We start from the raw sequence: 11,660 nt of genomic DNA on the forward strand, positions 1-11,660 counted from the left end.
TCTGTTCGCTCTATTCAATGGCCCTATTACTGACCCTTGCTTACTTTCATGGGTCTTGATCCAAGTAGGATTTACGATACTTTCGGAACACCTACTTGTTCACTTCACTTGCTTAGATCATTTAAAGATTCCTTATTAAGTTAACGCTCCGTTCCTTCAATAAGAAAAGTGCGTCTCCACTTAAACTAGAAACGCTTCTTTTTCTGAAAATATATTAGATTAGTTAATCAATCAGAGGAAATGTTAAGAATGCCATTTGGAATAATGCCTTATTGGTTGGTTTAATTTTAAAGAAATAAGGACCTTTATGTGGGTCCTTTGCTTTTTGATAAATTATCAAACATAATTCTTTAACCCAGCCTTAAATATAACTTAGGATTTAGGCAATGTGATGGATTGTTTCACTTTATTCTGGATCGAATTGAACGTATCTCTTCCAAAAAAAGCATCCGCTTTACTTTTTATTTCTTTTAGCATTACATCATTTTCAGCTAACGTTTCTCTAATTTTTTGTATAAGTAGTAAGGCATTTTGACCAGAAATTTGTTGGGCTACCCTTTCGAGTAGAACCTTGGTATCAACTGAGAATCTTTCCGCAAAACTATGACACATTGCCATATTAATCCGAAGCGCCTCACGATATTCGTTTGCAAATGCTCTCCTTATACACCCTCTAACACCTGCGTATCCATATGAAATCTCCGATGCAGCTCTGTAAAATAAGATCATTCCATCTGCATGACTTGATTCTGGATTTAATCGTAGTTCGGTTATTAATGACATTAATCTTCGTACCATTGGTTTTGCCGCATCCATTGTATGCCACCATTCCAGCAACCGCTGCCTCTCGTCCGTATCCATTACCAATGGTTTATTTAGCACTTTTCCCTCTCCTCTCAAAGTCGTGGGATTGCTTGAATATTTTCGATACGAGAATGTATTTCATACCATTTATCACCCAGTAACTCTTGACTTAATCTAATTGCTTCTCCTATCGTTTCACCTATTTGTTTGTTGAAATATCGGCTTTGCTCGACTAAATAATATACATCTTGCGATGCCCCATTTACTGCTAATTCAAAATTCGGACTTAATTGTTTTTCACTAATTCTCAATGTATCAAGATCAAAAACAAGCATTTCATATGCAAGGGAAATAAATTCTCCCATTCGTAGCCGATTAATGGTTCCCTGTACTGAATCAAAACCATAACCAATATCAGCAACTGATGCATGGTAAGGATTAAGACCAGGTTTTGTTCTCAAGGAGGGGATGGATCGAAAACCTGTGGTAATCGAGCAGACCACCTCTTTTGCAGCCATTCCTCTTTCTAATACAGTAGATATGGCTTCAAGATAAGATTCTCTTTGATAGAAGTTATGCTCTTTAAAAGTATATGTCATAATTTTCTCTCCTAATAAATTCTTAACTTTTAAATACATCTCTATTAGGTAATATGAGGGCATGCCAGTTTAAATTAATTTCAATTTTGCATTATGTTTTTCGGGCTAATGCTAAGATCACTATTGTAATTGCTTTTCCTTAAATTTATTGTTTGAGTGATTTAATTAGGTCTAGCCCTGCTTGCTTAAATGCACGAATTTCTTTAGCTGCACTTTCACTATCTTTGTTCATTTTCCCTAAAATTGGGGAGGTGGGTTGTTTGTGATATAACATCGATTCTACATCTCTTGCTTGATTTAAATGTGTTTCAAAATCATCACCAAATTTTAAAGCTGTTTTTATAAGCGACTCAGTCTATCGGCAAACCATTCGGGTGCAGCTAACATTTTATTATACAGCTCATACTTACATGACCAGGTAATTGAGGCTGATTTTGAATGGTTAACCTCCTTCATGGTGACTTTATTACTAATGATATTTACATAATAATGAGATTATGCTTTGGACAGGAACAGTTCTCCTATGTATTTCATTGAGGAATACAAAAAAATAGGGTAGCAAAAAATTGGAGGGAGGAAATTTTATCAACTATTATATTATATTAGATTCTATCCGAAATTGGGACTGATGATAAAAAAACAGTTCCCAAGTGCAACTCATATGTGTTCCTGGGCTGGTTTGGTTCCTGGACAAAACGAAAGTGCTGGCAAAAGGAAATCAGCGAAAACAAAAAAAGGTTGACTATTTGGAGCATTGATAAGGTATTTAAGGACTTGACTTGGAGCCTCTGGGGGTACGATTTGTCTTGAAAGGCTGAAGCAGTTGTTTCATCAGATAAAAGAGCTATTCTATCAACCTTGTTATAAGGATACTGTAGATAAGCCCTCTTTAGTTAAAGAAGAAAAGGTCTTTAACTCTTTATTAAAGTAAAGCACCCGTTAGCTTGAGTGAAACTCTTCACAATATTATAATTTTAAGAGAGATTAAAAATTATTTCCTATTATCCCTCTTTGGAAAGTAAATGAATAGCCCTAATATACTGGCAAGTAAAAACAAAATAACGGAAGGAAGTCTTGCTAAAGAATAGCTCCAATCAGTTGAAAAAAGTTCCCAACAATAAATAATAAGAATCACCAATAAAACTAAGAGAACTATCCATCTAGGCAGTAGTTTCTTCCTCATACGTCCCCCCCCACAATCCAATTTGTTTATTAGTTAATTCTCCATTATCTGGATTTATTCCTTCTTTCACTATCCTGCTTCGTTAGTGGAACAAGAAAAAGCCGCCGAAGCAGCTTAACGGGTTCGGTTGATGGGGAGAAAAATGCTAATAACATTGCAAATAGCAACATAATTAGCATATATTCCAACAGCATTTTATCAATATAAATAGCAAGTAAAAACGCTCAGATATAAAAATCCGAGCGTTTTTTTAATTTAAATTATTATCCTTGCGGAACCAGCACTGCATTAAAAATGACGGTCTTTAGAATTTACCTTTAACTAATCCATAGAATTCAATAAATCTCTATCACGGATTACCATTCCCTCAATTTTGTGCTCTTCAGTTAAATTCGCTTGCCCCTTGACAATATCAACTTTTATTTCTTCACTGCCTTCTTTTTGGAGCTGTAATTCTACTGAGAAATTATAAACGCTATCTTTTGCATCTATCTTTTCGTATTCAATGTTTTTTATCTTAAAATTGTAATAATTGAGCTGTTCACCATTCACGGAAGATTGAATCATTAATGTTGAACCGAAGTTATTAACGAAATCTCTGTAAGACGTTTCATTTGCAAAATAATCTTTAAATAACTTTTCTTCATATTGATTTAACTCTTCATACTTTTCTTCACTTTCTTTATCCAATATTTGAATCAATTCATCACTTGGACCTGTAAGACTATTCTGCAATACAAATTCAATGGTTTTTATATTTTCATCTTGAGTTTGCGTTTCCTTTTTTTCGGTACAACCAGCTAACATTAAAAGAAATGAAGCAAATAAAGCGATTGCAAAAAAATTGTTCATTCGTTTTTTCAAGTAAATCTCCCCCTTAAATTAACTATGTTACTGTTTTCTCCCCAATAACCGAACCCGTTAGAAGCAGCTGCACACCCTTTTACTTTAGGAAGATTGACGCAATTATAACCCCAATTATGAGTACAAGAATAAGTATCCCCGTACCTTTCCAACCTAAGCTGCCGACTAAATCCGCAAGACCGCCACTTTGAGCTCTATTAAAAGCATCGTTCAGAGTACCTGTCGGATTTCTTATTAATTCTTCTTGTCGTAATCTCTCTCTTTTTCGTTCGGGAGTTTCTTTGTTTTCTTGCACTTAAACACCCCCTATAAATTTAACAACCATTCTTTATATATTTTACCACAAATAACCATTATACTGTTTGAACTATCCTGCCCCGTTACTTCAATAAAGTTCAACAAAAAGAAGCGTTAATCCTCCTTGGACCAACGCTACCCTTTAGTTCAACGAGCATTATTTCTTTTCAGAAGATTTATACCCAATAATAATAACAACAGCAACAATTACTGCGAACCATATAAACCAATCCATTTGATTTCCTCCTTAACTGACGAAAAATCAAAATGATGATTTGTTAAATAGCAGCGACATTTCAGAAAACAGCCATATACTAAAAGTTATGCTCTTTACACCAGGATATTCCCTATTCCAATACCTACCCCTTTAGCACAAAAAGAAAAGCCACCATAATGGTAGCTCGATCTTGAACTCTTGCACCCCGTTACTTTAAGTGCATTTTTTCACAATCTAATATTTCTTATTATAATAATATTTTACAAATGCCGTAATTATAAAGAGAAAAAGCAAAGTTGACAGAAGTGTGATTAAAACGACAAAGTTATAGAAGCCTGCAATAACTATCGCTATTGCCATACTAAATGCAACGATTATTGTTGTTGTTTTACCAGTCTTTTGTTGTATCAATCTCCTACGTTCATCATTTTCTTCAATATACAGTTTCTTCAATTTATCTTCATACTTTAATGCGTTTCTTAATTTCCCTATAAAATATAGTGTAATTAAACTGATTCCAATAAAAATTCCAATTTGAACTCCCAGACTAAAATCTCCAGTATTTGCGTGACTGGAACGATTCAAAGCTGAAATTACAATACATAAGCCCGTAAATCCACTTATGATTTGGTACATTAAAATTTTTTTCTAATCTCATTTCTAAAGTTCTCCATTTAAATCTCCTCCACTTCCGAAAAATCAAAGACATCTTCAATTTGCAAATTGAAAAATTTTGCAATTTTGTAAGCCAAAACTAAAGAAGCGACATACTTCTCGTTCTCCAAAGATGTAATTGTTTGACGTGTCACACCAACTGCTTCAGCTAAATCACCTTGGCTCAATTTCTGACTCTTTCTTAATTCCGCTATACGTGACTTCATATAATTCTCCTTTAAAGGGTAACTCCTAACTGCAAAGTAAACTTTACAAAAAAAGTATAGTTGACTTTGCATATAATGTCAAGCTAACTATACATAAAAACTGTAATAATCAGAATATACATAAAAAATGCAACCCCATTTAGTGTTGAATTTTCCTTAAAAATTGTAAAGAAGAAATTTTTCCTTCTTAAAGCAACCTGCACCGTTACTTTAAGTACATTCCTTCACAATATTGTACGTGGAGTAAACATTTGGGAGTTTTTGTTTACTCTTGAAAAAAGGATCGTCTTTTGACGATCCTTTCTCAATTAAAGCACCTCGTTAGTGACATAACGCTGCTACGCAAAAACTCGTAGTTTTAATTAACATCACTTGATTTCAATTTTATCAATCGGTTTATTTTGTAAATAATTACAGATAAATAAGCAACTATTAGTGTGATTAAATAAACAGTTGGCATATCGTTTTTTAAATCAAGATAAATAAAAGTTACTAATAATAACGAGTATACAAAAATCTCAATCCACAATTTTTTCTGCATATAAATTCTCCATTTCCAAATAATATTATTAAACAAACCTGCTCTTTACTTGAAGAAGAAAGGAGCATTACCATTTTTTAAGTAATGCCCCTGTTAGCTCAATAACGAAAAGGTCGCCCTATTTCAGTAGCATAATCGGAAGTCTCAAACTCTAGGTAGTTAAATAATAAAGTAAAACGGCTGTTAAAACGCTGGGTAAACCGATAAGCAACGAGTTTGATGTTAATCTGTTTCGTTCCTTTCTGTCTTCTGCTGACTCAGTAGCGAAATTCGCCCTCATTCTGTCTCCACTTGCAATTGAACCTGACATTACCATCGAAATACCAATAAAGATGAAACCTATACTTCCCGTAACCAAATATGCTTTATCAATTCCCCAAAAAATTATTGATATTAAAATTCCGATTAGTGATAAACCTATTCCAAATAGAAAATACTTCAAGATTACCCCCCTCTACTAATTTTTTATACGGTTAGACATCTGTTTCGTTTCATTCTTCTTCTTCTAACCTGCTTCGTTAGCATAATGAGGAATTCACCAAAAAGGGAGTTAATGCAGGAAGAATCCCTGTATGGCAAAATAAAAAACAAATAAGGAACTTTTTTATAAGTTGCTCTTTTATTTGATTCTTTCTTCTAAAAAATCTTTAAATGTATTTGCTTCTTCTACATTATTATTTCTATTTTTTATAGGTTTTTTTTAATTGTATTACTCCGACCGCTAACACACAAAGGCTCAAAGGAATAAATAGAATGACAAAAGTTGTTTGTTTAATCATATCCGAACCAAATAAAATTAAAAGAAAGATTGTTAATATGGTGGTGTAATTAAAAAGTTTATTGATATTTATCACCTTCCCTAAAATCTTACATAAGTCTAATTAATCATATCATTTTTAACATTTTTTGTGTAAAACTCACAATTCCTTGTTGTCTAAACTGTCCGTTAGTACAACAAGAAAAAAGACCGCCGCAGCGATCTCCATCTTTAACTCTTGCACCTGTTAGTTGAAGATGAACCATTGTATGAGTCATTTCGCAAAAATTGCGTAGTAGTTAATATCTTAAAATAAGTTATCAATGGGTGATTCTGCTAGCCCCAAAGCTGGAACAGGGTTCAACAAAGTATACAACACTTACATAATAGAATAGTATCATCTTTAATTTAATCTTTATGTTTGGTTTGAAAACCGCTTCTCTTTTTGAAAACTTTGCTAAATAACTCTATATATATTTTTATCTATTAAGTCAACAGGGTTACTATTTTTAACCATTATGTAGACCTCATTGGTGTTAAAAGGAAGTTCTCGAATTCTTTCAATAGCTTTTTCAATAAATTGTTTTGTGTCTAAATTCCATATTTCTAAGTAATAAAAAACATCCAATAAAATAATGATTGCTACGCCCTGGTAATTCTTATTTGCTTTTTTCTTTGCATTAAGTATTACTTCTTCAAGATAATCATACGCCTTTGATTCTAGGTCTCTTGTGTCTCCTATTCTAATCTTACTATATCCCCGTTGATTAATTGAAATTGCATCTTCACTCTCGTATTGACCATATAAAAAGCCAGTTATTTCATATTTTTTCTCTAAACCTGAAGCAAACTTAACAATAGCATCAAAACTTTGATTGCCAAGTACAATTCTAACTAGAGCATTGTCAGGAACATATTTTGATTGACTAAAAAGAAATAATGGATAAAATTCCTCCAGAAATTCTTTATACTTACCAGTCTTAAGTCGAGCTAAATCATTTAGAGTTTTACTTGAAATAATTTCTATTTTTTTATTTTCAAAATAAGTCTTCATTTGTCTTGGTGTACGAAATTCATCCAAGTCCTTGAAAAATTCATTTGAATTAATCTTTTTCTCAGTCATAAGTAACTCCTTTACTGTATTGAAAAATCATTTCAAACAAGGTCCGATAATCAATGTTTTGAGTGTTGAGTAATACATATTTCAACATACTATTGTAAAATCCCTCCAATATAAAACATTATAAAAACTGGACTGCTTTCGTTAAGAACGTTGCTCATTAATTAATTAATAAGGTTTACATTGGAATTCTAAGAAATTTGAATTATGTATAAATCGTATTTTAAATAACAAAAAAACATAGAATGAATATAATCCAAGTTTTCGAACTAGATTTATAGGTTTGTTCAACTAAAGCACCCGATAGTTGAATAAGAATTCCTTATATTGCTGGTTCAGTTTTCATCACTAACACTGATGGTGGGTTTAATTCTTCATCTGCTTTGATAATATTTGCCTTGGGATTATTATTTTTTATGAAATTGAATGAATAATGACCCAAACCATTTTCTAATCGCTTTACAGTAAAAAGTAACTCGTACATTCCTTCTTCGAAATCGATAGCTGTTGTTTCCATAACAGAACCAACTTCAATTCCTTTATTACCTATATGAAAAGGTACAACTATTGCCCTAATTACATCAGTATCCACTTCTTTTTTATCCGTAACTCTTACAGTAATTTTACACTCTTCATCATCGGAAAGAGTACCAAAAGATACAGAACCTTCTCTCCAAGCAAAACCTTGGTTTATATGAATGTCATTCCAATCATTAAATGGATTTTCTAAACCATATTGAAATATTGCTAATTGGGAATAGAAAATATCACTTTTAAAGGTTATCTCGTTCATATTATTCTTCAATCCTTTTATTAATATTAAGACCATTATACTGTATCTTATTAGCAAACACTTCTTGCACTAAACTGCATCGTTAGCACAAGAAGCGACTTCCCTCGTTAATGCAATAAGAAGTAGTTAATTTAATGGACCAGATATCCCTATACATTTCCCACTATAAGCATCCATTTTGACAGTTGGTTCCTTATCTTTAAATACCAAAGTAACACTCACTTCTCTTTGATTTGTTAGGTGATTTAAATAACCACTTTTAGCATCAATAAACGTATGTACTGTTTGAAGGTCTTCTAAAGTGTAGTTAATAGGCTTTATAGCCAATTGAATTGGTGGATTATTCACACAATCTATCGCTTGTATTGTTGCCTCACCAGTTGTCATTATTGGTTTTTGATATTCATATGCAATGAGGACAATTAATACTAAAATAATACCTATAATAACTTTTTTCATTATATCCCCATCCTAACCATCAATTTAATCGCCACTATTTTTTCTTTCTTAAAGTAAACTGCTTCGTTAGTTTAAGTGTAACATTTCACACAGTATCGCCGAAATCAATCTTGATGTTTTGGACGTAAAAATAGACCATCGAAATGATGGTCATGTTTAACTAAAGCAGCCGTTAACGGAACTAAAACGGCAGGCTTTGAAAAAGCGAAATAGTTATAACTAATGCCGATAAAGATCCTGCAAACAGTAAGGTTATCATTTTTCGCCAATTTATCTCTTTTGAAGGTTTTACAGCTTCTCGGGAAACCGCAATCCATATCACAAAAGAAACTATGGCTACTATGGCAATAATATCTTTAGACATATTTAACACCCCTTGATTTATATTTTGTTTAAATTTTAACAGGTATTATTCGTTAAATGCCCTTTAGTACATTCTCTTTAACCAAATAATAACATAATAACTAAAACTTTAATTGTAAATTTCTGAGTTTAATAACAAAAGAAACAGAACATCAATTGATGATCTTATTCAACTCTTCTGCCGCTTTAGTTGAATAAGAAAAAGCCTATAATCCTTCTTGAAGTAAAGCACCCCGTTACTTTAAGTGTATCTTTTCACATATCCATTATTAATGTTGCGTTACTATGCCTAGTTGATGTGGATGTATAGACTTATTTGACTTTCCGTTATCTGTACAATATCTCATTTATACAACACTCATTAGGTGTGGATTTCGAAAGGTGACGATATGGCTTTTTCACTACTTTTTCGATCCTCTATATATCTTTTTTGCAAATAATACATCTTTTATTAAAAGGGGGCATTTTATACAATTTTCAAATTACTGTTGCAATCCATCATTTAAACTTCTATTGTTATATATTATGTAGAAATTTTTAACAATTACTAATGATTGAAATATTATAAATTACAGTTAATAACTAAGAAGGGATTTTTATGGACTATAAAATTGTATTCTTCGATATTGATGGAACAATTACAAATCATGAAGATGGTAGTATTTCTAATAATACTAAAGCAGTCATTAATGAATTAAAGAAAAAAGGACTAAAGATTGTTGCTGCAACTGGAAGACCGTTTTCCATGTGTGAGGATATTAGAGCGTTGGGAATAGATACTTTCATTACCGCCAACGGAGGTTATGTGAAGCATAAAAAACAGGTTATTCACAAAGTACCGATTGATAAAAACATCATAGAAGAAGTGGTTAAATTTGCCCAAATTCAGAACAACGGTCTTTCATTTTATACAGAGGATTTTAGCATGAACGGGGTGAAAAATCCTCATATTTTTAATGCTCTAAGGGAAACTTTATCTTTGAATGATTATCCTTCAGTAAATAAAATGATTCATCATCAAGAGGTATTTTTATTGTGTTTATTTGCTGATAATGTAATACTTGAAAAATATATAACTAGATTTCCACATTTATCTTTTAGAAGATGGCATCCCTATGTATTAAATGTACTACAAGAAGACGTATCTAAGTCTTTGGCTATCAAAAAAGTCTTACAGTATTTCGCTATTGATAGTAGCGAAGCTATTGCTTTTGGGGATGGGAATAATGACATAGATATGTTGGAATTGGTAGGACTGGGGGTAGCTATGGGTAATGGAAGTGAAAAATTGAAGGCAGTAGCTGATTTTGTTACAAGAAAATCTAGCGAAAACGGAATAGAATTTGCGTTAAAACAGTATAAAATAATTTGATTTTTAATAGAAAATACTTAATCTAGAATGCTTGGAGTAATTAAAATGATAGAAAATTTTTTGTATAATTGGCAGATAAGAAGATTGGTTTAATTGGTGTGAAACTATCTCAAACAAAGAGCTGACGAAGAAGAGATTTGGTGGTTTGGGTAGTATAATACATAATTTATTTCATGTTATTGATTGTGAACAATTATGGGTGAATCAAATGCAAGGTACTCCTGTGATAATTAAAGATATTCAAGAAGTAACTACTCTTGATGATGTTAAGACATTTTCTAACCTTACTAGACCTGTAACACAAAATTTTATAGAATCATACACTTCTCAAGCAAAAGATAAAGTTCTAGAAATCAGGAGAAATAATGGATCGATTCATTTATTATCATATGATAAAGTATTACATCATATTTTCATTCATGAAATTCATCATATTGGGCAGTTATCTGTCTGGGCTAGAGAGATAGGTGTGAAACCTATTTCTTCAGATATTATATTTAGAGAATTATAACTGCCACTTCTTAAATTAAGAAGTGGTTTTTCAATTTTCCTTTTCCCACTAACCTGCTTCGTTAGTGGAATAAGAAAAAAAGCCGCCGAAGCAGCTGGTGATCTTAAACTCTTGCCCCCCGTTACTTGAATAACAGTTTAACCTTTTAATTTTAAAGTCAACTTTAAAGTCGGAATTAATAAAAACATAAACCCGACAAAAGAAATCGTTGCAAGTGACTTAGCAATGATTGAATCTTGATTAATAAAAACGTATATATCTACAATTAAAATCGCTGTGATTATTATTTGAGATATTATAAAGCCAATTTTTTCATCACTTTTATTCGACTTTTTTTGTGCCATAAACTATTCCCCCTTCAAATATGTAAGAGAATATCGTTCTTACATGGTAGTTGGACAAAGGAAATTTATATTTTTTCTTTTATAAGTAGTTGTTGAAGTTCTTCTTGAAATGTTTGATTTTCATTTTTGTCTTTTAGAATGTAATCAATATCTTTTTGATACAAGAAGTTTCGAAAAGTTTGATTGTAGATAATTAAGTTTCCATATCTATCTACAACCTCAATGTACCAAGGTATTAGATTAAGTAATTTAATCTTTTTATTGATTATTCTATTTTTCTTAGATGGCAAACCAAAAATGATTGCCTGTAAGGTACTACTGATTAATTCGGCACTCACTACCAAAACCTCCATAACATAAATACAAACACACTAGAAATTTTACCATAAAAATCTAATACCTTGTTAAACTAATCTGCCACGTTAGTGGAACAACAAAAAAGGCTTTACCTTTGTTAAAGTAAAGCACCCGTTACTTTAAGTACAATCCTTCACAAATTATAAGAAAAATGCACCAAAAGGGAGTCTTTTCAAGAGGAATTTATTTTTTTCCTTA

14 protein-coding genes and 3 pseudogenes are annotated in these 11,660 nt (G+C 31.8%); 3 read left to right on the plus strand and 14 right to left on the minus strand.

Features of this window, described 5'->3' with window-relative positions; genetic code table 11:
- Positions 1–372: 372 nt before the first annotated feature.
- From BLR86_RS22000 to BLR86_RS22010, 3 genes and pseudogenes are all read right to left on the minus strand, one after another.
- Complete coding sequence (locus BLR86_RS22000; RefSeq protein ID WP_254782416.1) at positions 373–882, minus strand: hypothetical protein; 510 nt, start codon at positions 880–882, stop codon at positions 373–375.
- A gap of 14 nt (positions 883–896) precedes the next feature.
- Complete coding sequence (locus BLR86_RS22005) at positions 897–1,403, minus strand: hypothetical protein (protein ID WP_090766785.1); 507 nt, start codon at positions 1,401–1,403, stop codon at positions 897–899.
- Positions 1,404–1,554: 151 nt separating this feature from the next.
- Positions 1,555–1,752, minus strand: a pseudogene (locus BLR86_RS22010) (DUF2935 domain-containing protein); the annotation flags it as partial.
- A 294-nt stretch (positions 1,753–2,046) separates the two neighbouring features.
- Here BLR86_RS22010 and BLR86_RS22015 point away from each other — a divergent pair.
- Positions 2,047–2,142, plus strand: a pseudogene (locus tag BLR86_RS22015) (transposase); the annotation flags it as partial.
- Between the two features lie 765 nt (positions 2,143–2,907).
- On the opposite strand, the gene BLR86_RS22025 reads toward BLR86_RS22015, so the two are convergent.
- The 9 genes from BLR86_RS22025 to BLR86_RS22070 form a co-directional block, all read right to left on the minus strand.
- Positions 2,908–3,450 (minus strand): hypothetical protein, encoded by a 543-nt coding sequence (locus tag BLR86_RS22025; protein ID WP_090766795.1) that lies wholly within the window; start codon positions 3,448–3,450, stop codon positions 2,908–2,910.
- A gap of 79 nt (positions 3,451–3,529) precedes the next feature.
- Positions 3,530–3,745 (minus strand): DUF6366 family protein, encoded by a 216-nt coding sequence (locus BLR86_RS22030; protein ID WP_090766798.1) that lies wholly within the window; start codon positions 3,743–3,745, stop codon positions 3,530–3,532.
- Positions 3,746–4,198: 453 nt separating this feature from the next.
- Positions 4,199–4,600: a hypothetical protein gene (locus BLR86_RS22035; RefSeq protein ID WP_090766800.1), complete on the minus strand. Its 402-nt coding sequence runs from the start codon at positions 4,598–4,600 to the stop codon at positions 4,199–4,201.
- Between the two features lie 38 nt (positions 4,601–4,638).
- Entirely contained in the window at positions 4,639–4,845 is a 207-nt protein-coding gene (locus BLR86_RS22040) for a helix-turn-helix transcriptional regulator (protein ID WP_090766803.1), read from the minus strand.
- A 692-nt stretch (positions 4,846–5,537) separates the two neighbouring features.
- Positions 5,538–5,828 carry a DUF5316 domain-containing protein gene (locus BLR86_RS22050; RefSeq protein ID WP_090766806.1) on the minus strand — a complete coding sequence of 97 codons (291 nt, stop codon included), beginning with the start codon at positions 5,826–5,828 and terminating at the stop codon, positions 5,538–5,540.
- A 772-nt stretch (positions 5,829–6,600) separates the two neighbouring features.
- A complete protein-coding gene (locus tag BLR86_RS22055) occupies positions 6,601–7,266 on the minus strand; it encodes a hypothetical protein (RefSeq protein WP_090766809.1) in 666 nt (221 codons plus the stop codon).
- Between the two features lie 319 nt (positions 7,267–7,585).
- Entirely contained in the window at positions 7,586–8,092 is a 507-nt protein-coding gene (gene comJ, locus BLR86_RS22060) for a competence protein ComJ (protein WP_090766813.1), read from the minus strand.
- Between the two features lie 90 nt (positions 8,093–8,182).
- A complete protein-coding gene (locus BLR86_RS22065) occupies positions 8,183–8,515 on the minus strand; it encodes a hypothetical protein (protein ID WP_090766816.1) in 333 nt (110 codons plus the stop codon).
- A 181-nt stretch (positions 8,516–8,696) separates the two neighbouring features.
- Complete coding sequence (locus tag BLR86_RS22070; protein ID WP_090766819.1) at positions 8,697–8,879, minus strand: hypothetical protein; 183 nt, start codon at positions 8,877–8,879, stop codon at positions 8,697–8,699.
- A 597-nt stretch (positions 8,880–9,476) separates the two neighbouring features.
- Between BLR86_RS22070 and BLR86_RS22075 the strand changes: the two genes are divergently transcribed.
- Positions 9,477–10,250 (plus strand): Cof-type HAD-IIB family hydrolase, encoded by a 774-nt coding sequence (locus BLR86_RS22075; protein WP_090766822.1) that lies wholly within the window; start codon positions 9,477–9,479, stop codon positions 10,248–10,250.
- Between the two features lie 97 nt (positions 10,251–10,347).
- A pseudogene (locus tag BLR86_RS22080) lies at positions 10,348–10,761 on the plus strand (DinB family protein); the annotation flags it as partial.
- Between the two features lie 137 nt (positions 10,762–10,898).
- Here BLR86_RS22080 and BLR86_RS22085 read toward each other — a convergent pair.
- Together BLR86_RS22085 and BLR86_RS22090 are read right to left on the minus strand one after the other, a co-directional pair.
- Positions 10,899–11,105 carry a hypothetical protein gene (locus BLR86_RS22085; protein ID WP_090766828.1) on the minus strand — a complete coding sequence of 69 codons (207 nt, stop codon included), beginning with the start codon at positions 11,103–11,105 and terminating at the stop codon, positions 10,899–10,901.
- 65 nt (positions 11,106–11,170) lie between these two features.
- Positions 11,171–11,443 carry a hypothetical protein gene (locus BLR86_RS22090; RefSeq protein WP_090766831.1) on the minus strand — a complete coding sequence of 91 codons (273 nt, stop codon included), beginning with the start codon at positions 11,441–11,443 and terminating at the stop codon, positions 11,171–11,173.
- Positions 11,444–11,660 lie beyond the last annotated feature (217 nt).

The sequence above is a fragment of the Bacillus sp. OK048 genome (genome assembly GCF_900103525.1).
Taxonomy (GTDB): Bacteria; Bacillota; Bacilli; order Bacillales; family Cytobacillaceae; genus Neobacillus.

What these genes read in the sequence shown, in the direction of transcription:
- BLR86_RS22075 (WP_090766822.1), top strand. Translation starts at nt 9,477, where the DNA reads ATGGACTATAAAATTGTATTCTTCGATATTGATGGAACAATTACAAAT.
- BLR86_RS22035 (WP_090766800.1), bottom strand. Translation starts at nt 4,600, where the DNA reads ATGTACCAAATCATAAGTGGATTTACGGGCTTATGTATTGTAATTTCA.
- BLR86_RS22040 (WP_090766803.1), bottom strand. Translation starts at nt 4,845, where the DNA reads ATGAAGTCACGTATAGCGGAATTAAGAAAGAGTCAGAAATTGAGCCAA.
- BLR86_RS22005 (WP_090766785.1), bottom strand. Translation starts at nt 1,403, where the DNA reads ATGACATATACTTTTAAAGAGCATAACTTCTATCAAAGAGAATCTTAT.
- comJ (WP_090766813.1), bottom strand. Translation starts at nt 8,092, where the DNA reads ATGGTCTTAATATTAATAAAAGGATTGAAGAATAATATGAACGAGATA.
- BLR86_RS22070 (WP_090766819.1), bottom strand. Translation starts at nt 8,879, where the DNA reads ATGTCTAAAGATATTATTGCCATAGTAGCCATAGTTTCTTTTGTGATA.
- BLR86_RS22055 (WP_090766809.1), bottom strand. Translation starts at nt 7,266, where the DNA reads ATGACTGAGAAAAAGATTAATTCAAATGAATTTTTCAAGGACTTGGAT.
- BLR86_RS22085 (WP_090766828.1), bottom strand. Translation starts at nt 11,105, where the DNA reads ATGGCACAAAAAAAGTCGAATAAAAGTGATGAAAAAATTGGCTTTATA.
- BLR86_RS22065 (WP_090766816.1), bottom strand. Translation starts at nt 8,515, where the DNA reads ATGAAAAAAGTTATTATAGGTATTATTTTAGTATTAATTGTCCTCATT.